Raw genomic sequence first — 26,362 nt, forward strand, 5'->3', positions numbered from 1 at the left:
TACAGACACTCAATCCCCTGGAGCCTGCCATGGCCAAGCCCCTTGCAGAATACAAGCGCAAGCGTGACTTCAACGCCTCGCCCGAGCCCAGCGGCCAGCGCAAGCGGGGCAAGCGCGCCCACGCCTTGCAGTTCTGCATCCAGAAACACGATGCCAGCCACCTGCACTACGACTTTCGCCTGGAACTGGATGGCACGCTGAAAAGCTGGGCAATACCCAAAGGCCCATCGCTTGACCCGAAGGTGCGGCGCCTGGCAGTTCATGTCGAAGACCATCCGCTGGACTATGCCGATTTCGAGGGGAATATCCCCGAGGGCCACTATGGTGCAGGCGATGTGATCGTCTGGGACCGCGGCATCTGGGAACCTGAAGGCGATGCGCACCAGGCCTACGCCAAGGGGAAGTTGCGTTTTCGCCTGCAGGGCGAAAAGCTCAACGGTGTGTGGAACCTGTTCCGCACCCACCTGGCCGGCAAGCAGGAGCAATGGATGCTGGTCAAGTCGCACGATGGCGAGGCGCGCAGCGAAGCTGAGTACAGCATCGTCGAGGCCCAGCCGGACAGCGTACTCAGCGACCGTACCTTGGTGCCTCGGCGCGCAGCCAACACCCCGCGCTCAGCAGCCCATACCAGCCGCAAGAAGGCCAACCGCGCGGTCAAGGCCGCGTTGCCTGAACACCTGCAACCGCAACTCGCCACCTTGGTCGACTCGCCCCCCGGCGGCGACTGGCGTTACGAAGTGAAATTCGACGGTTATCGCATCCTCGCCCGCATCGAAGGTGACGATATCCGCCTGTTCACGCGCAATGGCCACGACTGGAGCGCCAAGATGCCCCGGCAAGTTGCCGCACTGCGTGCGCTGGGTGTGGATTCGGCCTGGCTCGATGGCGAGATGGTGGTCAATGACGAGAGTGGCAAGGCTGATTTCCAGGCCTTGCAGAACGCCTTCGATACCGATCACGACGAACAGATCAGCTACTACCTGTTCGACTTGCCGTACCTCGGCGCCCAGGATCTGCGCCAGGTGCCGCTGCAGGAGCGCCGCGAGGCCTTGCGCACGTTGCTCGAACACAATGAATCGGATGTGTTGAGGTATTCCGAAGATTTCGACGAGCCGGTCGACTCGCTGCTGGACAGCGCCTGCCGCCTGGAACTTGAAGGCCTGATCGGCAAACGGGCCGACAGCCCCTACGCCGGCCGGCGCAGCGCCGACTGGGTAAAACTCAAGTGCAAGCAACGCCAGGAATTCGTGATCGTCGGTTTCACCGACCCTAAAGGCAGCCGCAGCGGCTTTGGCGCCCTGCTGCTGGCCCTGCACGATAATGACAGCGGCGAGTTGCGTTACGCCGGCAAGGTTGGCACCGGCTTCAGTGCCACCACACTGAACACCATCCACGCCCGCCTCAAACCCCTGGAAATTGCCAAGCCCGCCCTATCCAGGCCGCCAACCGGCGCTGAAGCCCGGGGCGTGCACTGGCTCAAGCCGCAGTTGCTGGCCGAGGTTGCCTATGCCCAGATGACCCGCGATGGCGTGGTGCGCCACTCGGTGTTCCACGGGCTGCGCGACGACAAGCCGGCCACCGCCATCGACCTGGAGCGTGCCATGCCCGGCAAATCTGCGTCCAAACGCAAGCAAACCGACCTGCCAGGCGACCTCGGCGAGCTGCGCCTGACCCACCCCGAGCGGGTGATCGACGCCACCATCGGCGCCACCAAGCGGCAGATCGCCGAGTACTATGCCGAAGTCAGCCAGTGGATACTGCCGCAGCTCAAGGACCGCCCCGTGGCCCTGGTGCGTGCGCCGGAAGGCCTGGCTGGCGAGCTGTTCTTCCAGAAGAACGCCGGGCAATTGCACATTCCCCATGTGCTCAGTTACGACAAAGCCGAAGCCGGTCAGGCCGCAATGGTCATCAACCGCCCCGATACGCTGCTGGGCGCCGTGCAGATGAACATGCTGGAGCTGCACACCTGGAATGCCACCGACAAGGACTTCGACAAGCCCGACCGCTTCGTCCTCGACCTCGACCCCGACCCCGCGCTGCCGTGGAAGGCCATGCTCGAAGCGACCCAGCTTGCCCTTACCCTGCTCGACGAACTGGGCCTGAAGGTGTTCCTCAAGACCAGTGGCGGCAAAGGCATTCACCTGGTGGTGCCCCTGACCCGTCGTGCCGGTTGGGATGACGTCAAAGACTTCAGTCACGCTATTGTCGACTACCTGGCCAGGCTGTTCCCCGACCGCCTCAGCGCCGTCTCAGGCCCGAAGAACCGGGTCGGCAAGATTTTCATCGATTACCTGCGCAACGGCAAAGGCGCCACCACGGTAAGCGCCTATTCCCTGCGCGCCCGCGAAGGCCTGCCGGTGTCGGTGCCGATCTGGCGTGAAGAACTGGCCCAGCTCAAGGGCGCCAATCAATGGCATATCGGCAACCTGCATGAACGCCTGGCTGAAGTCGACGACCCTTGGGCCGACATTGCCAAAGTCCGCCAATCGATCACCGCAAGCATGCGCAAGCAAATGGGGATGGCATGAGCATCATCCAGGATTTCGACCTCAACAACCTCGACCGGCTGTTGCGCACCTTCGGTGAGCGGCCGCAACCCCTGAACCTGGACACCCAGCTGCCGCAACTGATCCAGGCACTCAAGGCCGACCACCTGGACCTGCTGCCACTGCCTGGGCAAGGCAACACCCTGCGCCGCTGGCAGACCCTGGCGCGGGTGGCCGGCTGCGACCTGGCGCTGGCCAAGCTCTACGAAGGCCATACCGACGCACTCGCGATACTCGCTGAGTGTGGCGCGGCGCATCGGGTGGCAGAAGGCACCTGGGGCGTCTGGGCAGCGGAGCACCCAGACGCTCGGGCGCGCATTGTCGCCCGCGATGGTAACCAAGTGCTGTTGACCGGTCGCAAGGCCTGGTGCTCGGGTGCGCTGCAGATCGACCGGGCGTTGATTACCGCCTGGGCCGATGACGACCAGCCACAACTGGTGGCGATCGAGTTGGCACAGCCGAGCCAAGGCTTGAGTATCGACCGCTGGCAGGCCGTGGGCATGGCAACCACCGCGAGCATCGAGGTGACGTTCGCCAACACCGTCGGCATCGCCATCGGCCAGCCCGGGCAGTATCTGTCGCGCCCTGGCTTCTGGCATGGCGGCGCAGGCATTGCCGCCTGTTGGTACGGCGCCGCCGAAGCATTGGCCGACTACTTGCGGGCGCATTGTCGCAAGCCCCGCCCCGACGCCCATGCCGATGCCCACCTCGGTGCGGTGGACGCGGCCCTGTTCGGCGCTCGCGCGGCGCTGCGCGAATGCGCCGCCTGGATAGACCGACAGCCCGACGCCGACGCCAGTTTCGAGGTGCGGCGCACTCGCGCTCAGGTCGAACACGCGGTCGAGCAGGTCATCAGCCACGTAGGCCGTGCGCTGGGGGCTACACCGTTCTGCCGCAACAGCCATTTCGCCAGGCTCAGCGCTGACCTGCCGGTATTTCTTCGCCAGAGCCACGCCGAACGCGACTTGGCCGCACTGGGTGAGCAACTGGCACAAGTACCTGCAGGAGCCTGGAAGCTATGAATGCGAACCTGATCCAGTCCAGCGAAGGCACCCCATGGGCCGAGTGGCAACAGGCCGCGCGCCTGGCGCGCGCCACCTGGATAAGCCCCCAGCAACTGTGCCCACCCGGGCGTCGCCTGGTGCTGATCGCACCGCATCCGGACGATGAAATCCTCATGGCCGGTGGGTTGCTGACGCACTTTCGCGGTCGCGAAGACGACTTGCTGCTGATTGCCGCCACTGACGGCGAAGGTAGCCATCCCAGTTCCGAATACTGGACCGAGCATCGCCTGCGTCGGCAGCGCCCGCTGGAAAGCCGCCAAGCCCTGCAGCAGCTCGACCTGGACCTCAACCGCCTGAACTGGCGCAGGCTGAACCTGAAAGACGGCGGCTTGCCTCGCGAGGAAGCCTTCCTGGTCAATCACCTGACCCAGGCGCTGCGATCCGATGATGTGCTGATGGCCACCTGGCGCGACGACGGTCACTGCGACCATGAGGCCGTTGGCAGGGCGGCGGCCCAGGCCGCCCTGGCGCGCAAGGCGCAGTTGGTTGAGGTGCCGGTATGGGCCTGGCACTGGGCGCAGCCGGACGACCCGCGCCTGCCCTGGCCCCGTGCCCACCGCATCGAGCTCGACGAGGCCGCCCTGGCGCGCAAGCGCAAGGCCCTGGCCGCGCATGTCAGCCAATTGCAACCCGACGGCCCACGCCCGCCTGTGCTGCCAGCCAGGCTACTGGACTGCCTGCTGCAACCTTTCGAACTGGTATTTCTGTAGATGGAGTCGTCATGAGCCTCGATGCGCAGTATTTCGCCGATTTGTATGCCAGCAATGAAGACCCGTGGGCGTTTCGTACCCGCTGGTATGAAAAACGCAAACGTGAACTGGTCATGGCCAGCCTGCCGCGCCAATGCTACCAGCGGGTATTCGAACCCGCCTGCGCCAATGGCGAACTGAGTGCCTTGCTGGCCGAGCGCTGCGCCGAACTGTTGTGTCAGGACCTGGACCCAACGGCAGTGGCGCTTGCCCGAGAGCGCTTGGCCGATGTGCCGAATGCATCGATTGAACTGGCCAGGTTGCCAGGTGACTGGCCGGGGGGGCGCTTCGACCTGATCGTGCTCAGCGAAGTGGGCTATTACCTCGATCCCACCGATTGGTTGCAGGTCATTGAGCAGTCGGTCGCCAGCCTGACCTATGACGGCGGCCTGCTGGCCTGCCACTGGAAGCATCCGATCGCCGGCTGCCCGCAGGATGGCCGCGAGGTGCACCAGTTGCTGTCCAAGCACCTGCCACTGTTCGCGGTCTACCGGCACGAGGAGGCCGACTTCGTGCTCGAGTACTGGTCATGTCAGCCCAGTGTGGTCGACCTGGATGAGACCTGCACATGATCGGTGTGGTGATCCCCGCGCACAATGAAGCACGCCGCCTCGGGCGCTGCTTGAAAGCCATGGCCGCAGCGGTGGCCGTGGCGAAGCAGGCAGGCCACGGTGTGAACGTGCTGGTGGTTCTCGATCGCTGTGTCGATGGCAGCGCCAAGGTGGCCGCTCGGTATGATGTCGACGTGCTCGCAGTCGAGGCTGGAAGCGTTGGCATGGCGCGCCGCCTGGGGGCCGAATGGATGCTGCAGCGCGGTGCAAGCTGGCTGGCCTGCACCGACGCCGACAGCCAGGTGCCTGTGCATTGGCTGCTGTCACAACTGGCCTGCACGGCTGAGGTGGTGTGCGGCACAGTGCATGTCGCCCGCTGGCAAACCTGGCAACGGGCGGCGCTGCGCAAGCTGTATCTCAGCCGTTATGAAGCGCGAGAGGGCCATCGGCATATCCATGGGGCCAACCTGGGGGTGTGTGCCCGCGCTTATGAGCGGGTTGGCGGGTTTCAACCGCTGGCGGCGCATGAGGATGTGCAACTGGTGCGTGATCTTGAGGCTGACGGGGCACAGATCGTCTGGACTGCCAGGCACAGCGTGGCCACCAGTAGCCGCATCGATAGCCGGGCCCGGGAGGGGTTTGGGGATTACCTGGCGAGTCTTTAGCTGCCTGTTCCGGCCTTATCGCGGTTTTATCCGCGATAAGGCCGGAACAGGCATCACGATGCCTTGCGGGAGCGCTTGGCCGGTTTCTTTTCGGGCGCCGCTTTGCGCGATGCCTTGCCACCCAGGCTGCGCTTGAGCAGCTCGGTAAGGTCGATGATATCGGCCCCCTTCTCTGCAGCCCCACCCTCGCCCTTGTCCACCACGGCGATCTTACCTTTGCTGGCCTTCTCTTCCACCAGGTCCATGATGGTCTGGCGAAACGCATCGTGGTACTCATCGGGCGCCCACGCCCCGCTCATGTCTTCGACCAGCCGCTTGGCCATGTCCAGTTCGCGCTTGTCGGGTTTACTGTCGGTCACGCTCTTGTCCAGCTCCAGGCTGTCTAGCCCGCGCACCTCGTCCGGCCAGCGCAGGGTAATCATCACCAGCGCATCGTCCAGCGGGCGCAACAGCGCCAAGTGCTGGCGGGTATGCAGCACCACCGTGGCCAGCGCCACCTTGCCGGTACTTGCCAAGGTTTCGCGCAGCAGCGCATAGACCTTGCCGCCGCGCTTGTCGGGGCTCAGGTAATACGGCGTGTCGAACTGCTGCAAGGGAATTTCTGCAGCTTCCACGAACGAGAAAATGTCGATGGTCTGCGTGGCTTCGGGGCGGGCCTTGCGGATCTCTTCTTCACTGATCACCACGTAGCGGCCCTTCTCGTACTCCACGCCCTTGACGATGTTGTCCTTGTCGATGTCCTTGCCGGTGACCTTGTTGATCCGTTTGTAGCCCACCGGCTCCATGCTGCGCTTGTCGAGCCAGTCGAAGTCGACCCGCTCGGTGCGCACCGCGGTGTTGAGCGACACCGGTATATGCACCAGTCCGAAACTGATCGCGCCTTTCCAGATAGCCCTGGCCATTGGCAACACCTCCCAGGCTCAAGATGAGCCTCATACCTGAAGTGACTGCCTGACGCGGTAAAGGTTTATTCGCGTTGCCCTGATGGTCAGCCGGCCTGGGTGAACAACACCCGCTTGAACGCCTCGGCCGCCAAATGCACCTGCACCGCCCAATCGTCCGCCGCATCGCTGCCGGCGTCATCGGAGATGTACTTCAGGCACACGAACGGAATGCCTTCATCGCGCGCGATCAGCGCGAACACGTAGGCTTCCATGTCGACCACATCGTAAGGGGCGTCGCCATGGTTGATTTCGAAGCTGTCGCCACTGCCGCAGGTTTCCACTGGCAGGCCGGGGATCGTCTGGCCATGTTCCAGCAGCACCGGAATGTTCGACAGCGGCGTCTGGTAACGGGCGAAGCCCAGCGCAGTCACGTCCATGTCGCGTTGCACGAAGCGCGTGCAGCACACCACCTCGCCCTTGCCATGGCGCTGGCTGCCGGCCGAGCCGAGGTTGACGATCAGCTTCGGACGGCGTTGCTGGATCGCTTTGGTCAGGGCGATGGCGGCATTGACCTTGCCGATGCCGGTGAACACGGTGTTCACCTCGGCAAAGACATCACCCGCTTCAGCCTCCAGGGCGAAAACGAACAGGGTGTCGGCGAGGGAAATGTCGGGGAACTGCTTGTTCAGCATCATGGTGCGGTGGGTCCGAATGGCTGGCGAGGGGCGCAGCCATTGTCGGCATTCGTTAGCTGAATGCAAGCCCAGCCGCGACCACCTGCCTGACCACGGCCTGGCAGGCCTGCGCAGCGCTGGCGCCATTGGCCAAGGCGCACTGCAGGGCCGCCAGCTGGCGGTCGGCGCTGGTGCCCTGCTGCAGGATCAGCCGGGCATGTTGGTAAGCGCGCTCGGCGTCCACCGTATCCGGCTCGAACTGCGCCTGCAACTGGCCCAGCCAGGCCAGCGCGGTGACCGGTTGCTGCTCATGCACACCAATGAATTCGGCAAAGCGTCCATGGCGCATCGCGCGCCAGTAGTTTTCCTGGGTGATCCAGCGCAGTTCGCGGCTGAGCGCAGGCGCAGCGCGGTGCCTCGCCACGTTTTGCTCCACCAGATGGCGGAACAGCGCCGCCAGGCACAGTGCATCTTCAAGCGCCGGGCAGGCATCACAGATGCGCAGTTCCACCGTGGGGTAGCGCCTGGACGGCCGGATCGCCCACCAGAAATCACCGTCCTTGGCCAGTGCGCCCGTGCGTTGCAGCAACGCGCGGTAGCGTTCATAGGCGCCCCAGTCGAGCAAGGGCTCGGGCAGGCCCATATGGGGCCACTCCCCGCACATCACGCGCCGATAGCTCATGTAGCCGGTCCTCTGCCCAGCCCACAAGGGGGACGACGTGCTCAGCACCAGCAGCAAGGGCAGCCAGTACACCAGGTTATTGATCAGTTGCATGCGATCACAACCTGGCGGCACACCCACATGCACATGCAGGCCGTTGAGCAGGCTGCGCCGCGCTACCTGCTGGTAGTCGTCGAACAGCTGCCGGTAATGCGCAGTGGCCCTGGGCTGCTGCCGCTGCCAGGGCGCATTGGGGTGGCTGGCCGCGCAGTAAAGGCCCACACCCTCCTCGGCCAGGCTGGCACTCAGGCGCTGACGATGATCCTGGAAGAAGCCCCGTGCCTCATGCAGGTTGCCGAACACCGGCGAGGCGACTTCGATCTGGCTGCGGAACATCTCTTCGGCAAAGTACTCGCCAGCCACCTCACGGCAACGCCTGGCCACACGCTGTGACGGCGAGGTCAGCAGGCGGCCGCTGGCAAGGTCCAGCAACAGGTATTCTTCCTCGATGCCGAACGTGCAGGGCCGGTGCATGCGGGGTCAGCTACTGCGGTTTACGGTAAGCGCCACCGCAGCGATGCGCTCGACCCGTTCATAGCCCGGCTCGAGCAATTGCTCGCCAAACACGTCCGGGTCGATTTCCCGATAGACCCACGCCCACTTCGGGCCGGCCAGGCGCAGGCGGATGGCTTCGAGCAAGCCATCGCGGCCTTCGACGATGGCCACGCCGGTATACAGCAGCAACGTCCCCCCGGGGCTCAGGCGCTCCAGGGCCTGTTCGACGATGCGCAGCGACAGGTCCGCGCCCAGTGCCCCGCCGCCATGACGATAGGTGCGCTGGCCAGTGTCGAGCATGTACGGCGGGTTGGCGACGATGAGGTCGAAATAGCCGCTGATGCCGTCGAGCAGGTCGCTCGCTTCGACCGTCACATTGCTGATGCCGGCCAAGGCTGCATTGATCGCCGTGTAGCGCAGGGCCAGCGGATTGATATCGACGGCACTCACCTGGGCCTGTTGCGCCGCCCGTGCGATTACCAGTGCGCCCACGCCGCTGCCACAGCCGATATCGACGGCGTGCTGCACGCGGTTCGGGCAGCGCTGCAGGTGGTCATGGATGACGTGGGCGAAGCGATAACTGTCAGGGCCAAAGAACACCGCATCACTGGCGTCGGTCGGATAGGCTGAGTGCACCAGCAGCAAGTCATCCAGGCTCGACCAGCGCACGCGGCTGCGCAGCCAGCTGCCTTCCTCGTTCAGCACCTGTGCGGCACGCATCTGCTGCAGTTCGTCGGCCGAGAGCAGCGAGGGCGGGAATGCCCGGCTCCAGCCAAACACATCGCGCAGGGTGCTGGCATGCTCAGCCCCCTCGCGGGCGTTGTTGATCGCCTGGGTTGCCGGCGTCACGCAGGTAAATCGGTAGCCGTCGGCACGCAAGCGACGGCCGAGCTGCAACAAAGCCTCGTCGGCCTCAACCTGTCGGGAATCGAGCATCATCAATGTGGGCCCTCCTGGGCCAGGCCGGTGGCACGAAGGTAGGCGCGAGTGGCGCGCAGGCCCTGCGGCTGGGCATGCTGGTTGCCGGCCATGCGAGCGATCAGGCTGTCGATGCTCTCGCTGCCGCCGTCCAGCCCGTCGCTGCCCGGTAATGCCTGCACATCCGGCATCCAGCTGCCGGGCAGCACCCGGCGCAGCGGGGCCTGCCAGTCAGCCGCGATCCAGTCGTGCCACAGCTGCTTTTCATAGGCGCTGAACACACCAAACATGGGCGCACTCGGGCCGTCGATCAGCGACCACCAGCGACTCTGCGTTGGGTTCTGTCCACGCTTGATCCACCCTTGCGCCTGCAATGCCTGGAGAAAGCCCGGCAAGGCGCCGGGTTCGGCCAGCCATTGGTTCACCGTGCGTTGTTGCAGACGGCAGCGGTCGGCATGCATGAACTGGCCGAAGCGGCGCTTGCGCTCCAGGGCCGCAAGCAATTCGCCCTCCAGGTTGAAACGGCTGATCAGGCTGGGCGTATCGGTGCCCAGGTCATTCAGCCGATAGCCGTGACGCACCCTGCGATAGAACACCTCGGGGTCGCCCTGCGGACAGAGTTGCTGCACTGCCCGGATAGACTTCTGGGCGTGACCGCTGGCGGCATTGTCGATCGTTACATGCAATTGAAAATAGTGACCGTCAATGCCCAGTTCAGCCAGTTCGTGGGTGGTGATCAGCAAGTGCAGCGGGGGTTGTTCATAGCCCAGGTTGTAACCGATCACCTCCGCAAGGAAGCTTTCGCCGTAATGGCCCAACGCGAGCTGCAAGGCGCCTTGCAGGTACTGTTGATCGTCCAGTGGGAGCGGTTCCAGGCAACCCAGGCGGCTGATCAGGCGCTGGTAAATCAGCACATGATTGCTTCGCGGGTCGCCATCGCCCAGTTCTTCGAGATACGTGCGAATCAGGCCGTGATAACGGGGGTCTTGCCAGTGATGCAGGGTCGCGTGCAACCAGGCACCGTCGACAGCCTTGGTCGGCGCCACTTGCTGCAAGAACCAGAGCGCCTGGGAGCGATTAGCAAAATAGCGGCGCGGAGCACCTTGCTGGCGTTGCTCCAGGTAGCACGCATGGTCACGGGCAACCCGCGCCGCATGGCGGGCGCTCCAGGCATCGAGTTCGCCCGGCGTATCGGGCAGGTCGTCAGCAGCAGTGCTGACCTCGGCCAGGCGCGCTGCCAGCCATTGACGGCTATCTGCGTCGTCGCCTGACAGAAGCCCCTGATAGCGCCTGGCAAGGCTGGTGTCATCGGCCAGGGCCGGGATCGATGCTGCGGTGTTGCAGGTCATCACGGTCATGCCGTATTCCTCTTGCAGCCTACTGGCGCTGGTCTTCCTGCGGCATCGGTTGTGGGTCTGGCGCAGGCTGCGGTGCAGGCTTTTGCGCAGGTTGCTGCATCTGAACAGAAGGCTTGGTTGGATCGCTGTTCTTGCCCGGGTGATTGTTGTCGCGGTCGAAGCAGCCGCCGAGCAATACCAGGCTGCCCAACAAGGCGATCAAAGGTGTCACACGCATGGGAACCTCCCGTACCGGTGGAGCGCAGTGCCAAGTCGCCTTGGCACTGCGTTGGCTCACTTACGAACGGCCGCCCTTGCGGCTCGAATCGCTGCTGCTGCGGCCGCTACCACTACCGCTACCGGATTGCTGGCCGCCTTTGCGGCCGGCCTCGGAGGCCTTTTCCCGGTCGTTGGCGAAATTGCCTGGGTTCTTGTTGCCACCCTGGCTGCCCGTGCGGCTGTTATCTTTGTTGGCCATGGTCTCTAACCTCTTGTGGCTTTCGAAGTGTGAACGGCACTGCGCCGTACATAAGGTCGGAGTTCGGCGATATCGGGGGATTCGTTTTATTGCGAAGGGTTCGGACCGGTGGCGTTAAATAAGCGGCGGCGGTTTATTTGGTGCAACAGCCGTTTCCGCCTGGCGCTGTCGCCCTCCCAGCCAGGCGCCGGTAAACGCCCAGCCCACGGCCAGCGCGGTACCGATGAGCATTGCCAGTTGCGGGTGATCGGCCAGCAGGTCCAGGCCGCGTTTGAGCCAGCCACTCAGTGCATCGCCACCGCGGTACACCACGGTGTCGAGGAAATTCTTGGCCTTGTATTTGTCTTCGGCTGGCAACACCGTGAACAACATCTCGCGGCCCGGCCGCACCAGCGCATACTCACCGGCCCGGCGCACCACCATTACCACCACGAACACGGCAAATACTGGCGCCAGGGCCAGCCACACGAAGCCGGCCGCCATCACCAGCGGTACCGCCACCAGCAACACCCCTACCCCCATGCGCCTGGCCAGCCGACCGGTGAGAAAAACTTGAGTGAGGACCGCCAGCGCTTGCACCACGGTGTCGATCAGGCCGAACACCTGGGTCTGGCGGGTACGATCGGTGAAGGTTTCGCTGACGATGCGCGCCTGTTCGAAGTACAGGAAGGTGCTGACGCTGGCGAGCAGCAGCACGAACAAGAGAATGGCCAACAGATAACGGGAACCCAGTACGGCCGTCGCGCCGGCAAAGGGATTGCCGCCCAAGGGGCGCGATGTGGGTGGTTCATTCGCTGCAGGCAATGGGTTGCGATCGCGCCAGCGTTGCAATACGACGCAGGCGATCACGCTGCCCAACAAAAACAGTGCGGCCAGCAGCACCAGCCCGGCGTGTCCCAGCGGTGCCACCAGCAGCGTGCCCAGAATCGGCCCGCTCAAGCCTCCCAGGCTGGCCCCGGCGGCGAGCAGGCCGAACAGGCGCTTGCCTTGCTCGCTGGAGAACAGGTCGGTGAGCACGCTCCAGGCCAACGAAATGGTCAGCAGGTTGAACACGGACAGCCAGACGTAGAACGCCCGGGCGTTCCACAAGTCCTCTGGATTCACGGCAAACAGCACAGCGAACAGCAACAGGTTGCTGGCGAAGAAACCATAGGTCCAGGGCAGGATGTGTCGGCGACGTACCTTTGAGGCCAGCCAGCCGAACAATGGCAGGCAGGCCAGGGCGGCGATGAAGGTACCGGTGAACAGCCACTGCAGGTTATCGACGCCACCCGCCACACCCATGGTTTCGCGCACCGGGCGCAGCATGAAATAGCCGGTGAACAGCAGGTAGAACAGCAACAGCCCGGCGAGTACTGCCGGGGCCTCGCCGGGCTGGATATTCAGCCCTTGGCCCAAGCGCTTGCGCCAGTTGCCCACGGCCTCAGGTGAACTGCTCGATCAGCGCTTGCTGTTGCGCCTGGCTGAGCAAGGGCTCATGCCCTGCCTTGAGCTGGTCCAGCTGGCGCTCCGGGCGCCCGGTCGCGGGGATGACCGTGGTCACCGCCGGATGGCTGATGGCAAACTTGAGAAACAGCTGCGCCCAGCTGCTGATACCGGCCTCGGCGGCCCACGCGGGCAAGGCCTGGTCCTTGACCCTGGCAAACAACCGGCCGTCGTCGAAAGCACGGTTGATCAGCACGGCGACGCCCTTGTCCTGGCACAACGGCAACAGCTCGCGTGCCGCTTGTGGGGCATTCACCGAGTAGTTGATCTGGATAAAGTCCAGCGGTTCGCTGCGCACGATGCGCGCCACGTCTTCGTGGCCGCTGTTCAGGTAATGGGTGATGCCGACGTAGCGGGTCTTGCCCTGCTGCTTGAGCTCACGGGCATAGGGCAGTTGCGTCTGCCAGTCGCGCAGGTTGTGAATCTGCAGCAGGTCGACCTTGTCGGTACGCAGGCTCTTGAGCGTGCCGGCCCATTGCGCTTCGGCATCGGCCCGGCTGTCGGCGGCGATCTTGGTGGCGATGAAACATTGCCGGTGCCAGCCGCCCTCCTCCAGCAGCTGGCCGAGAATGCGGTCGGCGCCACCATAATTGGGCGAAGTGTCGATGACCTTGGCGCCACTCTCGAAAAACGCCTTGAGCACCCTCTTGAGCTGCTGATACTCGGCGGAGCCGGCCTCGACCTCAAAACTGCCGGATGTACCGGCGCCGATCACCGGCAAGGCCTCTCCAGTGGCGGGGACCTTGCGCGTCAGCAAGCCACCGGAGTTGGCGGCCTGCAGCCAGGGGCTAGCGGCTACAAGGCCTAAAGCCGCACCAGCGCGTAGGACATCGCGACGCTTGTACATGGCAAAGCTCCCGTCATAAGTCGGAAACTTCAAGGCTAGCCGCTATACCCTGCGCTGGCGGGTGATTCTGTATCTGGATGTTTTGTAATCAGGCCTGCAGCAGCACGCTCAGGTCCACACCCGCCTCGGCCATCGGTGGGCACCAGTAGTAGCCGCCGGTCAGCGGCCGGCTGAAGCGGTACAGGCCATCGATGATGCCGTCTTCCAGGCCGCTCATGCGCCGCAGTTGCACCTCAAAGGCATCCAGGCTGTGGCCCAGGGCGACGAACGCCAGGCCTGCACCACGGCTGTCGGCCCAGGCGACCGAGCGGCGCACCATGAAGGCTTCTGGCTCGAAGCTTTCCTGGGCGGTGCGCTTGACGTGGGCCGATTCCGGCGCGTCGTCGAGTTCTTCGTTGTCGCTCAGACGGCGGCCGATGATGTTGTCCTGGTCGGCCTGGGGCAGTGACTTGAAGTACTCCAGGTCATGCTTCCACAGCTGGAAGGCAGCGAAGCTGGAACCGGCCAGGCCCGGCTGCTCGCCGGCAACAATGGCGGCGTCCACAGCCTCTTGGTCTACCGGGTTCTCGGTGCCGTCCTGGTAACCGGTCAGGTCGTGGCCACCGCGGTGGAGGAAGCCATCGACGCTGTCAGCCAGGCGCAGTGCCGGGGCCAGTGCCTGCTCCAGTGCCTGGGCCTGGAGCAGCAGGTCGCCACGCTCGTTGCCACGCAGCCACAGCCATAGGGCATGCTGGGTGCTCGGGTTTTCCACGGCGGCATCGAGCTGCGGGAAGGCGCGCAGGCCGGGAACGTCACGACCAAGGGCTTTCACCAAGGGGGCTCCGATGCCAAGGATCAGCTTCTGCCCATCCACCTGCGGCAGCAATACATCCAGTACGCCAGGCAGCGCCTCGGGCGACTGCAGGGCGAAGAACAGGTGACGGGCGTGGGCCGGCACAGGGGTGGCAAGCAGACCTTGCTGGAACGGCATGACGGGCTAATCCTCGGCAAAAGCGGCATGCTACTGCGCCGGGGCGCCTATCGCAACGCGGCATGCAGACGCTGTGCGGCAAGGGTTGCCGGGAATCCGGTAACAAACGGTTACCAAGTACTGGCGCATTGCGATTAGCTCGCCCATAAGGCCGGCCTAGACTGCCTGGATCCTTTGCCCGAGTGCCTGCCCATGACCGCCTCACCGCTGCTGACTGCGTTCCTCCCTCTGGCGCTGGGCATCATCATGCTCGGTCTCGGCTTGTCACTGACACTGGCCGATTTCGCCCGCGTGGTGAAATACCCGAAACCGGTGGTGGTCGGCCTGTGTTGCCAGATCCTGCTGTTACCGCTGGTGTGCTTCCTGATCGCCAATGGCTTTGGCCTGGAGTCGGCGCTGGCGGTCGGGCTGATGCTGCTGGCGGCGTCCCCAGGCGGCACCACCGCCAACCTGTTCAGCCACCTGGCCCACGGTGATGTAGCGCTGAATATCACCCTGACAGCGGTCAATTCGTTGATCGCCATCCTGACCATGCCGCTGCTGGTGAACCTGTCGCTGGCCTGGTTCATGGCATCGGACCAGGCGATTCCACTGCAATTTGCCAAGGTCATGCAGGTGTTTGCCATCGTCCTGCTGCCGGTGGCCCTGGGCATGCTGATCCGCCATTGGGCACCGCGCTTTGCCGCCCGCATGGAAAAACCGATGAAACTGGTGGCGGCGCTGTTCCTGGCCTTCACCATCATCCTGGCCTTGGCCAAGGACTGGCAGACCGTCGTCGAATATGCCCCGGTGGTGGGGCTGGCTGCCTTGCTGTTCAACCTGATCAGCCTGACGCTCGGCTACTGGGTACCACGCCTGCTGAGCATCCCCAAGCGCCAGGCCATCGCCATCGGCATGGAAATCGGCATCCATAACGGCACCCTGGCCATCGCCCTGGCGCTGAGCCCATCGCTACTGAACAACCCCACCATGGCCGTGCCGGCGGCGCTGTACAGCCTGATCATGTTCTTCACGGCCGCAGGGTTCGGCTGGTGGGTCAGCCGCGGTCGCGTGGCAACCGCGCCTGCAACTGGCGCTTGAGCACCTTCAGCGGTGGCGCGTAGAAGAAGCCGAACGAGACGCTGCCCGTACGCCCCTTCACGGCGTGGTGCAGCTGATGAGCGCTGTGCAGGCGCTTGAGGTAACGGTTGACTGGCCGCAGCTTGCGCGGCCAGTGCCGGTGAAACAAGCCGTCGTGGGCCAGCACATACAGCACCCCATACCCGGCCATGCCAGCCCCCACCCACTGCAATGGCGCATGACCGGCCTTGCCCAGGGCGACCAGCGCCGTGGCGATCAGGCCCAGCGCCACCAGGTACAGGTCGTTGGTTTCCAGCATGCCCAGCTGCGGCTCATGGTGCGAGCGGTGCAGCCACCAGCCGCAGCCATGCATGATGTACTTGTGAGCCAGTGTGCCGACACCTTCCATGGCCACCAGGGTGCCGAGCAGCACGGTGAGATTGAACAGCATGTAACGGTCCGGGGTATGGCAGAGAATGGCGCAAGGGTACCGATTACCCAGGTTTATTTCCATGCAGGCGTGACCGGCTGTAGGGCATTTCCGGATGAATCCCTTGTCATGTTTTTGCCCTTGACCCTCTGTGGCTGGCGGCGTAAGGTCCGCGGCGCAATTTCGCATCCCTGAACAGGAGTCCTGCTTTGGACAGTAGCCCCAGTCGCTTGCGACAGGCCCACACGGCGAGCTAGTCCGGCAGCTTCCTGCCACTGTCTCGCCATTGGCCAGGCGGTGGAATTCTCCAGCCTTTGAAGGCTTTCCCCTCTTTCCTTTCGTGGTCCTGCGCATTTTCTGGTTATTCAACCGTGCGGGCGTGAGCCCGTGGAAGAGGTTTGCTATGGATTGGAAAGTCTTTCTGCTGCGCGTCAGCATTGCCCTGCTGCTCGGTGCCCTGATCGGTGCCGAGCGTCAACTGCGTCAGCGCCTGACCGGGCTGCGCACCAACGCGCTGGTCAGCACCGGCGCCTGCCTGTTCGTCCTGATGACCCAGGCGGTGCCTGGCATGGCGCCCAACGATGCCTCGCGGGTGGCCGCTTACGTGGTCTCCGGCATTGGGTTTCTGGGTGGTGGGGTCATTATGCGCGACGGCTTCAACGTGCGCGGCCTGAACACCGCCGCCACGCTCTGGTGCACCGCCGCGGTCGGTGTGTTGTGCAGCCTCGGGCTGTTGCTTGAAGCAACACTTGGCAGCCTGATGGTGCTGTGTGCCAACATCCTGCTGCGTGACATCGCCCAGCGCCTCGACCGCCAGGAGGTGCTGCCAGCCAGTGAGGCCGAACAACGTTTCGAGGTACGCATCGTCTGCCGCGCCGAAGATGAGATCCAGGTGCGTAGCCTGATGCTGCACAGCCTGGGTGACCCACAGTTGCGCCTGCAATCGCTGCACAGTGAAGACTTGGCCAACCCGGCCCGCCTGGAAGTGCGCGCAGAACTGCTCGGCAACCCACAGGCACCGGCGCAACTGGAGCGGCTGGTAGGCCGGGTGAGCCTGGAAAAGGGCGTCAGCTCGGTGCGCTGGCAGTTGCAGCCACAGGTACTGGCGGCGGATTAATCGATACTATTGCCTGCCCATGGAGGACTTTCAATGCGCGTGCGCCCCGCCCTGCTCCCAGACATCGCCCAACTGATTGCCGTCGAGCAATCAGCCGCACAGGCGTTCTTGCGGCTGCCCGAACTGGCCTGGCTGGCAAGTGCCGAGGGGTTGGACGAAAAGGCGCACAAGGCCTTCATTGACGACCATGGCAGCTGGTTGGCCGAGGATGATCAAGGGCAGGCCCTGGGCTTTGTGTGCCTGAGCCTGGAAGGCCAGGCGCTGCATGTGCATGAGCTTTCTGTACGGATGCAGTCGCAGGGGCAAGGTATCGGCAGCCAGTTGCTGGACCAGGCGTGTGCCGTGGCGCGGCATCGGGGTGCCCTGGAGCTGACGTTGACCACTTTTGCGCAAGTGCCCTGGAATGGCCCCTTTTATGCGCGATACGGGTTCGAGGTGCTTGATGAACAGCACCTCGGAGCAAGGTTGCAGGGCATTCTGGCAACAGAGCGCGCGCATGGCTTATCAGGGCGGTGTGCAATGCGCCTGGCGCTGGTCGCCCGGTGCCAAGAAAAACTAAACCTTTGACAACAAGCCCGGCTCAACCGTACGCGACACTGAGGTCGCGCCAACGTTACAAGGAGTCAGGCATGAGTAATCTGTTCATCAAACGCGCTGGGTTGTCGCTGGTTCTGGGCATGGCATCGCTACAGGCGGTGGCCGCCACGTCGGATGATTTCGTCGAAGCCGCCACCGAGTCGGGCATCGCCGAGACTGTCACCGGTAACCTGGCCTTGGAAAAAAGCCAGAACGCCGAGATCAAGACCTTTGCCCAGCAAATGGTCACCGACCACACCAAGGCCAACCAGAAACTCGGCGACATTGCCCGCAAGCTGGACATCAGCGTGCCCAATGAAGCAGCGCTGACCGACAAGGTGAAGAAAATGATCCTCGAATGGCGTGACGAGTCGTTCGACAAGTCCTACGTCAACAACCAGGTCGAGGCCCACGAAAAGGCTGTGGAGCTGTTCAAGAAAGAAGCGGCCTCCTCCGACAAGCCTGAACTCAAAGCCTTTGCCAGCGAAACCTTGCCAACGCTCGAACACCACCTGGAACAGGTCAAGGCACTCCAGGCCACCCACGGCAAGTGACCGCTCCACCACAGGAGGCCATTCATGAGTAACGATGCATTGCGAAGCGAAATCCTGACCCGCCTGTTGCACGCCCACCCGCAAGGGTTGGGCAAGGAGCTGCTGGATAACTATCGCGGCGAGAAAGCCGTTGCTGGCATGCTCAAGACCCTGCAGGAGCATGGCCTGATCCAGGATGGCGCCGTGGCGATCGACGATGACCATCAGATCAGCGTGAGCTATCCGATCAAGCTGTCATCGGCAGGCGTCGAGGCAGCCAAGCAAGTGGAGGGTTGATACCCTGCCGCCCCATCGCCGGGGAATCGGCGATGGGGCGGGTCAAGTTAGCGCTTGTGGTCTGATTTTTCCACGTCCCTTGGCGGCTTGGCCGGCCCTTGTGGGTCAACCTGCGGGTCGTTCAGGTCGGGGGAGTCAGGGTCGAAACCGAGGTCTTCTTCCCGGTTTGCGTGGTCTGAGGAATGCGGGCCCTGTGGATGTTGCTCGGTCTTGTTCATGATGCGCTCTCCCGGGAATGTCTACGGAAGAACACAGAAGCCTCAGGAAGTTTGATTCAATTGCTCACCACCAGCTGCGCCCGGCATGCCTGAAGTGCATCGTCGCGTTTCAATAGTTCATCCTGCAGATGTTGCAACTGCCTGCCCTGCTCGGCGCAAAGCCCACGCTGGGCTTCCAGGCTTTGCGTCTGCGCTTGCAGCTGCCGACGCATCTCATCGCTGGCGCCTTGGGCCTGCGCGAGGATTGTCCGCAAGCCTTGGATCTGCGCGTCGCGCTGCTCGAGCAGCTCGTCCTTGACCTTGCATTCACTGTTGGCCTGGCGGTGCTCACCGAGCATCCTTTCGTTGTCGCGGTGCAGGCGGGTCAGTTCGTCCTGCTTGACGATCATGCCTTGCTGCAACTGGCGCAGCTCAACTTGCAACTGCTGGGTCTGCGCTTCGTGACGGCGTTGTTCCTGCTCGCGCTGTTCGCGGCTGGCGCTGCGGTAATGCTCCAGCGCTTCACGGGCGTGGCGGTGCTTGTCCTCCAGCGAGCGTACCTGCTCTTCCTTGTCGGCCAGGCGCACCTGCAATTCGCCCAGCGACTGGTTGAGGCTGGCGCTGCGCAACTGCTCGGCCTGCAGGGTGTTCTGTGCGGTGACCAGGCGCTCTGATTCGGCAGCCAGCGCCGCGGCCTGGATCTGTTGTTGCTGGTGAGCGGCTGCCAGTGCCTGCTGGGCCAGCTGTAACTGCGCCTGAAGCTGTTGATGCTGCTCGTTGAACGCGGCTTCGGCCTGCTCGATGCGGGCGTCCCCTTCCTCCTGTACCTGTGCGGCCAATTGCGCTACCAGCCGGGTCAGCGAGTCGCTGAGCGCCGCCTGGCCTTGCAGGGCCGCAGGCTTGTGCCCTTCGAGTTCTTTCAAGTAACGATGAATAGTGGTCTTCGAGCCTGTATTGCCCAACTCGATACGTACTGCATCGATGCTGGGGTACTCACCCCGGGCGATCAGCACCTGCCGCGCCTGCTGCACTACCGCCTTGTTGATACCACCCCGGGCCATGTTTGCTCCTACGATTTCGTAACATGATACGTACTATGTAATTACGTAGGGATTTTGTTCCTCTTCTGGCAAAGTTTCAAGTTAAACCTAAGGCTTAATAATCACGGCTTATCGCATGTGATGGATGAAAACCGTGGTTTCCAGTTGCTGACCGAAGCGGTCAGTACGAGGAACGGGGGCTGACCAGCCCTGACACTCGGCGCTGGATTTCTGGCACCTGCTCAGCCGGGGTTCTGCAGCAGGCCACGTGGCAACTTGAAACCTTTGAAGGGTTGCTGGGTTATGGGATTGAAAGCCTTCTCAGCATTCAGCCGATAGCGCATCACGCCATCACCTGTTGTGAAGCTCAGGTCGACGCTGGTTGGCGTGCGTCCGTTCAATGCGCCACGGCTCAGCAAACGGAACATCGACCATGGACCACGATACTCCAGGCTACTGCTGTTGCCGCTGCGCCTGAGCAGCGTCAGGTTGCTGCGCACCTGAGCACCCAGGGTATTGGGCCAGACGATACCGATGATCTGACTCGGGCCATGGGTGTAGGAGATCAACTGGCCATCCAGATCCAGAAGGCTGGTGCGTTGATTTGCACTGAGCCCTAACGGCTCGATACTGAACTGCACACTCAGGTTGCCGCGCTGATCGAAGAAGGTTTCGCGGATGCGATCTGCCAGCGCCAGCTGTTCGATGACATCGCTACGGATCAACGACTGCCCCTGCTGGCCAGCTTGCAGGGCTTCGAGGTTGTCCTTCAAGAACACCTTCAGGTACTGATCATTGAACTGTTGCAGACGCCCCTTTGGCCCGAAGAACGCCTCGAAGTCATCCAACGAGGCATCGGGAGCCCTTACGACGAAGGGATAGCGCCCGGCCAGGCGTTGCTGAAAGAAGCTGTACACCTCGGAATCCCAGCGCCGCTCCAGTTCACGCAGGGCTTCAACGTTGAGCACTTGTGCCGTTTGATCGGCCAGTCTCCTGACCTGGTGGTTGATCGGCTCTGGCAATCCGGTGGCGACGCGTTGCAGGGTGCCGATCGGGTCATGCCCTGTCATCGAAAACCGCTGATGCACGGCCTGAAGTGCTGCTTTGCCTCTGTCCGGGCTGTCCTGCACCGCCTTGGCGTAATCATGAACGGCGGCAATAGCACCAAGGGTTTCATCGTAGTAGCTGGGCTTTTCACCCGTTGCCCGCAGCATGGCGCTCAGCCCCGCAAAGGCACGCTGAATGGCCCACGCCTGTTGTTGCTCGGGCTTGCTGGCTGTCGGTCGCAGCACCTCAGCCTCCTCGGGTGCATCAACGCCCACAGCCGATGAAAGCGCAGTGTTGTCCTTCACGGTATCCAACAGCCGGTGCAGGGGCGCCGCTGGCCCGGTGAACTGCTGCAGGATCGCAACCCCGTGATCCAGGTCGCGGAAATCCGCCACCGAGAACGCATTCAGGGCACGCCGCCAACTGTCGATGAAGTCGGCGCTGTACAGGTTGCGCAGCCGTTCGCCCAGCGCCTCCCGGTCAGCATCCGAGTAATCCAGCTGGCCGCGCTCACCCAACGCCCATTCGTCGATCATCGCCAATTCGGCAAACCGCTGACTACGGGGTTCGAAGTAGTCTTTGAAGCCCTTGGCGGTGAGCATCGGCGCTAACAAGACATCATCATGTTGCCTGGCGCCGGCAGACGACTGATACACCACATCGAAGGCCGGCCCTACCTGATGACGCAGGTCCAGGCCGCTATGCAACTGCTCCCTCGCCTGCTGCTTGAGGCTGGCATAGACCCGCTCTGCGAGCGGAACCCTACGCAACGTCTGCTGCACCTCGGCAATACGCTGGCGATACTGGGGCAAATCGGTGTCGGCATAGGCCAAGGCATACTTCAGGTGCCGCATCAGGTCGCGTTGCAATTGCCCCTGGCCTGGGAACTTTTGCTGCCACTGCCCTGCCATCCACTCCTCGACCCATTCGGGCCGTCGGTTCTGGCGGTCCTCCAGCATCCGGTAAACCCTGAGGGCGGCCATTTGCTGTTCACTGCCTGGCTGTGCCGCGTTCATCGCATCGATGACCCCACTGGCCAGGGCGGGCAGGAAGCGTTTGGAGAGCAGGCTAAGGTAAGCCTCATCGACGCGAGGGCCGATGGCACGGCCCTGATACAGACCTAAATCAGCAACACCTGGCCACGCGGCACGATAGTCGCCAAACACTGACACTGCATCGCGGATCTGGTCCAATGGCTCCAACAGGTTGCGCCCGGTCGGGTCCAGTCGCTGGTCGACTTCGTGATGACTGTATTCCCTGCTCTTGGCGAGCACGTTGGCGGCCTTGGCGCTATTGATATCGAAGTAGCGTTGCCAACTGGCGATGCCGACACACAACGCCAGGACGCCTACGCCAGAACCTGCCCAGAGCAGCTGGCGCTTGTTGCGAGCCACTCTGATGTTGTCCCCGGCAAGTCCAGATTCCGGATAGATGATGCGGCCGAATGCGTGCTGGACGAAGTAGGCCAGCGCCTTGCCCTGCGCCTTGCCTTCAAGCAATGGCAGCTTCGTCTTGTAGGGCTGCGCCGCCTCGCGAACAAAGGCGTTGAGCATGTCACCTTGCTGCACCACCGAGGACCAGTACACACCACGCACCAAAGCAGGCGTGGTGTAACGGTCACTGGCCAGTGTTTCTTTGAGGAAGCCCAATAGTATCGGGCGCAAACCGATCAACTGGGCATGCAATGAGAACAGGCGGGCTCGCAGCAGTGCACCGTCCAGTGCATCCAGTCGCGCGACCATCTGCTCGAACAACTCGCTGATCAATCGATCGTACTGTGCGCCATATTCTTCAAGCCACGCGTCAAACGTACCGACCGCATCCAGTTTGAACGTGAAGCCCAACATCTCTTCCCGCGCAGCCGCTGGGAGCCCTGCGTAGAGTTGGTCAAAGCCTTCCAGCAGATCGAACTTGCTCAGCACCACATACAGCGGCAGGCGCGAGCCCAACTGACTACTCACCTCATACAAGCGGGTGCGCAAGACCTGCGCCAGTGCAAGGCGTTGCTCAGGCGTACCATGCAACAACGCAGGCAGATCGACAACCAGCACCACGCCGTTCAGGGCTCTTTGGCTGCGGTTGCGCACCAGCCAACCCAGCAGGTGCTGCCACAACCTGGCCGGCGTAGCCGGTGGTACTTCCGATACATCTGTGTCCTCGGCCGGCGAGCCTGACTGCGACGCTTGATTGATGAAGGCGCCCGGTGGATCGATGATCACCGCGTCGTTGCTGACCCACCAGCCGATCGGGAAGGCCAGCGCTTGTGTTTGTCGGCCACGCGCCTGTGCCTTATCAATGCGGGTCAGCGAAAAATTCTGTTCAGTGCGGTCAATGAAGCTGGTCTTGCCAGCGTGCTGGTCGCCCACCACCAGATACCAGGGCACTCGGTACAAGGCGCGTCGCCCACCTGCATTGTGCAGAAATCTAGAGAGCCCTTGATTCAACGCCTGCTCTTGCGCTTGAACGTACGGCAACACCCGGTCCAGTTCGGCGGCTGCGGCCTGATTGCGCTCCGCCTGCAGACGACGATTACGCTTGCGCAACACGACGAGCCAACACAGTAGCGGCACCAGCACGAGCACCAGACTGGCCAACCCTCGATGGGCCATGCTGGCCAACGGTTGCTGCTCGCGCCATGTCCATTGCGGGCCGAGCCACCAGATGGCGACCAGCATCAGTGCAGCACCCAGCCCAAGCAGCAGCGGCATGGCCAGACCGATTCGGGTCACCAGGGGCAGGCCCCAACGTTTGAGGTGCTTCCATAGTTGATTCATCGTGACTCCCGTTCCTTGTTCCGATCAGCCTCAATTGGCGGTGCCGCATACTGCTGAAGGCGCTGAAACACCGCTGGCTCCCAGGCACTGGCGGTGGTTTCCGTCATCGTCCGGGCTACACCTGCGCACAAGTCCCGCGCCAACCACGACACGCCCCGAGCGGCCAACAGGTCAGCGGCAATGACGGTGGTATGGCAGCGTTCACGGGGGGCTTGAAACTCCGCCTGCATCCCCTGCAGCCTGAGCAAGACGGGTTCCACACCGCCCGTTTCCAGCTGGCTGACCAATTCTTCGCGCAGGCTGGCAAACTCATGAGCAGCCCCCGCCTGATCCGATGCGCCTTCAGTCCCCTTGAGCCACGCCAAGCATTGGTCGTCGACAAACACCTTGCCGTCGCTGAAGCACAACTGCTGCAGTGCCGGCAGGCGCAGCACGAACCGCGCCGTCGCAGCGCGTATGGCCTCCGCCACCTCGCCCATGGCCAGCCGCGTGGCGGCGGTCGCTGCCAGAAAGCTGCCGCGGATCCAGAAGGGACAAGCCGTCACGCTCTTTTCGATGCGCTGGAGCAAGGCCGCGTCAATCGCGGTGCCGGCAATGGCCTCTTCGTAGTCGCCGACCATATCCTGTGGCACGGCCATCAGTTCTGTGCGGTTGCCTTGCTTGGTTTGCGGCGTTGCCTGGATAGAAGCCCACAAGCCAAATCGACGTAGCTGGTAACCCGTCGGGTCGTAAGGGTCCTGCTGATTGATCAGTTCGGCCATGGCCAGCAGGGCCCGACGTGATTCACGCTCGTTGCCCAGTGACACGCGGGGCGTCGGTGTGGCAATGACTTCGGCTAGCGGTGCTGGCTTGATGCTCGCGGAAGAAGCCTTGGGCGTAGCCGGCTCGCCCACGCCGTTGGCATGTTCCATGTGCTTGCCAAGCAGGCGCTCAACTTCACCCAGGAGCGTTTCATCCAACTGCGCCAAAGCTTGCTGCCGTTGCAACCGTTGCAACGCGTCCTGGGCCACCGCCGCGTGAGCGGAGCCGAACGTGAAGCGGTCCAGCCGTGGCAGCGCTTCGATCAAACGGTTGAGCATCAGGGCAACCAGCTTGCGCTTGCCCAGGAAGCCTTTTGGGCCGGGTTTCGGGTATGAGCTTTCCCAATACCGTTCGACCAGACCGGCCAGCAGTGTCAAGGAAGAAACCCAGCGCTCCCAGCATCGACTGCGCAGCCAGGCGACACTCAGGTGCGCGGCGATGCGCCAGTGCTTGCACTGCTGGCCCAGGTACTGGCGGGATGCTTCTTCGATGTAGGCCCAGTCGATTGAGGGCTCCTGCAACCCGCCCAGCTTGACCATTTCCTGGTCTATTGCCTGGTAGGTCTCGTCCTCGACATCAAACAGGCCGGCGGGTGTCTTCGCGTCGATGGGTGCGAGTAGCAAGACCACCTCCTGCGCGTTGACTTCTGCTACCAGCGACATGTTTTGCGCGCCTCGTCGATGAGCGGGTCCAACCCCTGAGCATCAAAGATCAACCCGTCGACAGTCGGGTTATCACTCTCGACCTGAATGCGATGTGCCCCGATCAACTGCTTGATCTGCTCGATGCCCGGCAAACCCCTGCCGGCGTCGAGCACCTGCCCGTTCTCCGTCACCTGCCACGGCGTAGGCACGGTTGCACCACGCTCGCCCTGTAATCGGATCGTCACCCGTCCGGCATCAACAGGCTGAGCGGTGACCAGTTGCAACCTGGAGATGTTCTGGACACAGCTGATCACCAGGTAAGGGTGGGGTGCGACTGAGGCGATTGCAGGCGCGAAAATCATCAGCCCGTCATCGTGAGACCTGAGGTGAAACCTCAGATCATCTGGCGCGCGTCCCGCCTCATGAGCCATCACACGGTGCAACGTGGGCGAGTCTTGCTCCGGTGTTGACCATTGCACAGGCACAAGATGCGCCGGCGTTCCAGCGGAACTATCGAAACATGCCAAGCGCTCAAGATTGGAAACGATCTGCGGGCAATCCTGACCAGAATACGCGGACATCGATATACAACCGAACATCAGCAAAAGACTTACGTCATAAGCATTTTTACCAATCATCGCAAGTAAATTCCCTATCGATAGTACATATGTCCTAGTCCATCAGCGGCTATAAATCCCATCATCGGACACCCAGAGAACCATAAACCGGCGAGAGCCTAGCCCATAAAATTCATGGGCAACAAACAAATATTTTCTTACATTTTCTCGCTCGACGAAATAACAACACCAAAGGCATGGTTTTTAGACGATCAATAACAACGGCTCGCCAGTTTGCTTATACCAAACACCAATATCAGGGAAATTTCCTACAAAACTAGATTTAAACCCTGAGGCAACTATCAGGAACAACCCCTACAGACCAAGGAGAGATTCTGCGATGTCAAAGCCCACAGGATCGGTTGCACCTAAAGAGCGCATCAACATCAAGTACGTACCCGCCACAGGTGATGAACAGGCCGAAGTAGAGCTGCCGCACAAGATGCTGGTGATGGGCGATTTCGGTCTTGATGACGATCGTGCGTTAGAAGACCGTTCGGTCATGCGCATCGATAAACACAGCTTCAACAACGTGTTGAATGACACCGATGTCAGCTTGGCCATGTCGGTGCCCTCCATGCTCAGCGCTGCCCCCGATGCGGAGTTGGCAGTCAGCCTGCAGTTCAAGTCGATCAACGATTTCGGGCCCGACCGCATCGCCCGCCAGGTGCCGGAGCTGAACAAGCTGCTGGAGCTGCGCGAGGCTCTGGTCGCCCTCAAGGGCCCGCTGGGCAATGTGCCTGCGTTCCGCAAGCAACTGCAGCACCTGCTGAACAACGAGCAGGCGCGCAAACAACTCGCCGAAGAACTGAACCTGGTGCTTGAGGCACCCGAAGAAGACTGAGA

27 protein-coding genes are annotated in these 26,362 nt (G+C 62.6%); 11 read left to right on the top strand and 16 right to left on the bottom strand.

What is annotated here, in order from left to right; all coding sequences use genetic code 11:
- Nucleotides 1–29: 29 nt before the first annotated feature.
- The 5 genes from ligD to F6X59_RS18430 are packed head-to-tail and all read left to right on the top strand — an operon-like array spanning nucleotide 30 to nucleotide 5,575.
- Entirely contained in the window at nucleotides 30–2,528 is a 2,499-nt protein-coding gene (gene ligD / locus F6X59_RS18410) for a DNA ligase D (RefSeq protein ID WP_152957452.1), read from the top strand.
- Nucleotides 2,525–3,568, top strand: coding sequence for an acyl-CoA dehydrogenase (locus F6X59_RS18415; RefSeq protein ID WP_152957453.1), 1,044 nt, complete (start codon nucleotides 2,525–2,527; stop codon nucleotides 3,566–3,568). Before ligD ends, F6X59_RS18415 begins: the two co-directional genes overlap by 4 nt.
- Entirely contained in the window at nucleotides 3,565–4,320 is a 756-nt protein-coding gene (locus F6X59_RS18420) for a PIG-L deacetylase family protein (RefSeq protein WP_152957454.1), read from the top strand. Before F6X59_RS18415 ends, F6X59_RS18420 begins: the two co-directional genes overlap by 4 nt.
- Nucleotides 4,321–4,331: 11 nt before the next feature.
- On the top strand, nucleotides 4,332–4,931 hold the full coding sequence (locus F6X59_RS18425; RefSeq protein WP_152957455.1) for a bifunctional 2-polyprenyl-6-hydroxyphenol methylase/3-demethylubiquinol 3-O-methyltransferase UbiG: 600 nt from the start codon (nucleotides 4,332–4,334) through the stop codon (nucleotides 4,929–4,931).
- Nucleotides 4,928–5,575, top strand: a complete 648-nt coding sequence (locus F6X59_RS18430; RefSeq protein WP_152957456.1) for a glycosyltransferase family 2 protein — start codon at nucleotides 4,928–4,930, stop codon at nucleotides 5,573–5,575. Before F6X59_RS18425 ends, F6X59_RS18430 begins: the two co-directional genes overlap by 4 nt.
- A 53-nt stretch (nucleotides 5,576–5,628) precedes the next feature.
- On the opposite strand, the gene F6X59_RS18435 is transcribed toward F6X59_RS18430, so the two are convergent.
- From F6X59_RS18435 to F6X59_RS18480, 10 genes are all read right to left on the bottom strand, one after another.
- Nucleotides 5,629–6,477: a Ku protein gene (locus F6X59_RS18435; protein ID WP_152957457.1), complete on the bottom strand. Its 849-nt coding sequence runs from the start codon at nucleotides 6,475–6,477 to the stop codon at nucleotides 5,629–5,631.
- A gap of 86 nt (nucleotides 6,478–6,563) precedes the next feature.
- Nucleotides 6,564–7,154, bottom strand: coding sequence for a nucleosidase (locus F6X59_RS18440; RefSeq protein ID WP_152957458.1), 591 nt, complete (start codon nucleotides 7,152–7,154; stop codon nucleotides 6,564–6,566).
- A gap of 52 nt (nucleotides 7,155–7,206) precedes the next feature.
- Nucleotides 7,207–8,328 (bottom strand): carboxylate-amine ligase, encoded by a 1,122-nt coding sequence (locus F6X59_RS18445; RefSeq protein WP_152957459.1) that lies wholly within the window; start codon nucleotides 8,326–8,328, stop codon nucleotides 7,207–7,209.
- 6 nt (nucleotides 8,329–8,334) lie between these two features.
- Nucleotides 8,335–9,288 carry a class I SAM-dependent methyltransferase gene (locus tag F6X59_RS18450; protein WP_152957460.1) on the bottom strand — a complete coding sequence of 318 codons (954 nt, stop codon included), beginning with the start codon at nucleotides 9,286–9,288 and terminating at the stop codon, nucleotides 8,335–8,337.
- Entirely contained in the window at nucleotides 9,288–10,625 is a 1,338-nt protein-coding gene (locus tag F6X59_RS18455) for an iron-containing redox enzyme family protein (protein WP_152957461.1), read from the bottom strand. The genes F6X59_RS18450 and F6X59_RS18455 overlap by 1 nt, the downstream gene beginning before the upstream one ends.
- Before the next feature lie 19 nt (nucleotides 10,626–10,644).
- Nucleotides 10,645–10,842 carry a hypothetical protein gene (locus F6X59_RS18460; RefSeq protein WP_152957462.1) on the bottom strand — a complete coding sequence of 66 codons (198 nt, stop codon included), beginning with the start codon at nucleotides 10,840–10,842 and terminating at the stop codon, nucleotides 10,645–10,647.
- 60 nt (nucleotides 10,843–10,902) lie between these two features.
- On the bottom strand, nucleotides 10,903–11,082 hold the full coding sequence (locus F6X59_RS18465; RefSeq protein WP_152957463.1) for a KGG domain-containing protein: 180 nt from the start codon (nucleotides 11,080–11,082) through the stop codon (nucleotides 10,903–10,905).
- A 114-nt stretch (nucleotides 11,083–11,196) separates the two neighbouring features.
- Nucleotides 11,197–12,501 (bottom strand): NTP/NDP exchange transporter, encoded by a 1,305-nt coding sequence (locus F6X59_RS18470; protein ID WP_372240442.1) that lies wholly within the window; start codon nucleotides 12,499–12,501, stop codon nucleotides 11,197–11,199.
- Nucleotides 12,502–12,505: 4 nt separating this feature from the next.
- Nucleotides 12,506–13,414, bottom strand: a complete 909-nt coding sequence (locus F6X59_RS18475; protein ID WP_152957464.1) for an aldo/keto reductase — start codon at nucleotides 13,412–13,414, stop codon at nucleotides 12,506–12,508.
- Nucleotides 13,415–13,502: 88 nt separating this feature from the next.
- The gene (locus F6X59_RS18480) at nucleotides 13,503–14,384 is read right to left on the bottom strand and encodes a Dyp-type peroxidase (RefSeq protein ID WP_152957465.1); all 882 of its coding nucleotides are present in this window, start codon (nucleotides 14,382–14,384) and stop codon (nucleotides 13,503–13,505) included.
- Nucleotides 14,385–14,576: 192 nt separating this feature from the next.
- On the opposite strand from F6X59_RS18480, the gene F6X59_RS18485 reads away from it, so the two are divergent.
- Nucleotides 14,577–15,464 (top strand): bile acid:sodium symporter family protein, encoded by an 888-nt coding sequence (locus F6X59_RS18485; protein ID WP_152957466.1) that lies wholly within the window; start codon nucleotides 14,577–14,579, stop codon nucleotides 15,462–15,464.
- On the opposite strand, the gene F6X59_RS18490 is transcribed toward F6X59_RS18485, so the two are convergent.
- On the bottom strand, nucleotides 15,421–15,894 hold the full coding sequence (locus tag F6X59_RS18490) for a sterol desaturase family protein (RefSeq protein WP_152957467.1): 474 nt from the start codon (nucleotides 15,892–15,894) through the stop codon (nucleotides 15,421–15,423). The two genes, F6X59_RS18485 and F6X59_RS18490, sit on opposite strands and share 44 nt — an antisense overlap.
- Before the next feature lie 382 nt (nucleotides 15,895–16,276).
- On the opposite strand from F6X59_RS18490, the gene F6X59_RS18495 reads away from it, so the two are divergent.
- The 4 genes from F6X59_RS18495 (at nucleotide 16,277) to F6X59_RS18510 (ending at nucleotide 18,396) form a co-directional block, all read left to right on the top strand.
- Nucleotides 16,277–16,990 carry an MgtC/SapB family protein gene (locus F6X59_RS18495; RefSeq protein ID WP_152957468.1) on the top strand — a complete coding sequence of 238 codons (714 nt, stop codon included), beginning with the start codon at nucleotides 16,277–16,279 and terminating at the stop codon, nucleotides 16,988–16,990.
- Between the two features lie 33 nt (nucleotides 16,991–17,023).
- Nucleotides 17,024–17,557 (top strand): GNAT family N-acetyltransferase, encoded by a 534-nt coding sequence (locus tag F6X59_RS18500; RefSeq protein ID WP_152957469.1) that lies wholly within the window; start codon nucleotides 17,024–17,026, stop codon nucleotides 17,555–17,557.
- Nucleotides 17,558–17,619: 62 nt separating this feature from the next.
- Complete coding sequence (locus F6X59_RS18505; RefSeq protein WP_152957470.1) at nucleotides 17,620–18,120, top strand: DUF4142 domain-containing protein; 501 nt, start codon at nucleotides 17,620–17,622, stop codon at nucleotides 18,118–18,120.
- Nucleotides 18,121–18,144: 24 nt separating this feature from the next.
- A complete protein-coding gene (locus tag F6X59_RS18510; RefSeq protein WP_152957471.1) occupies nucleotides 18,145–18,396 on the top strand; it encodes a hypothetical protein in 252 nt (83 codons plus the stop codon).
- Nucleotides 18,397–18,443: 47 nt separating this feature from the next.
- Here F6X59_RS18510 and F6X59_RS28425 read toward each other — a convergent pair whose 3' ends face one another.
- The 5 genes from F6X59_RS28425 to vasI form a co-directional block, all read right to left on the bottom strand.
- Nucleotides 18,444–18,614, bottom strand: a complete 171-nt coding sequence (locus F6X59_RS28425; RefSeq protein WP_178120108.1) for a DUF6021 family protein — start codon at nucleotides 18,612–18,614, stop codon at nucleotides 18,444–18,446.
- A 56-nt stretch (nucleotides 18,615–18,670) separates the two neighbouring features.
- A complete protein-coding gene (locus F6X59_RS18515; RefSeq protein ID WP_152957472.1) occupies nucleotides 18,671–19,654 on the bottom strand; it encodes a DNA-binding protein in 984 nt (327 codons plus the stop codon).
- A 221-nt stretch (nucleotides 19,655–19,875) separates the two neighbouring features.
- Complete coding sequence (gene tssM / locus F6X59_RS18520; protein ID WP_152957473.1) at nucleotides 19,876–23,454, bottom strand: type VI secretion system membrane subunit TssM; 3,579 nt, start codon at nucleotides 23,452–23,454, stop codon at nucleotides 19,876–19,878.
- Nucleotides 23,451–24,917, bottom strand: coding sequence for a type VI secretion system protein TssA (gene tssA, locus F6X59_RS18525; RefSeq protein WP_152957474.1), 1,467 nt, complete (start codon nucleotides 24,915–24,917; stop codon nucleotides 23,451–23,453). The genes tssM and tssA overlap by 4 nt, the downstream gene beginning before the upstream one ends.
- Nucleotides 24,905–25,537, bottom strand: a complete 633-nt coding sequence (gene vasI / locus F6X59_RS18530) for a type VI secretion system-associated protein VasI (protein ID WP_178120109.1) — start codon at nucleotides 25,535–25,537, stop codon at nucleotides 24,905–24,907. Before vasI ends, tssA begins: the two co-directional genes overlap by 13 nt.
- Before the next feature lie 319 nt (nucleotides 25,538–25,856).
- Between vasI and tssB the strand changes: the two genes are divergently transcribed.
- Complete coding sequence (gene tssB, locus F6X59_RS18535; RefSeq protein ID WP_152957475.1) at nucleotides 25,857–26,360, top strand: type VI secretion system contractile sheath small subunit; 504 nt, start codon at nucleotides 25,857–25,859, stop codon at nucleotides 26,358–26,360.
- Nucleotides 26,361–26,362 lie beyond the last annotated feature (2 nt).

Origin of the sequence: Pseudomonas sp. MN1F (assembly GCF_009391885.1) — a bacterium.
Taxonomy (GTDB): Bacteria; Pseudomonadota; Gammaproteobacteria; order Pseudomonadales; family Pseudomonadaceae; genus Aquipseudomonas.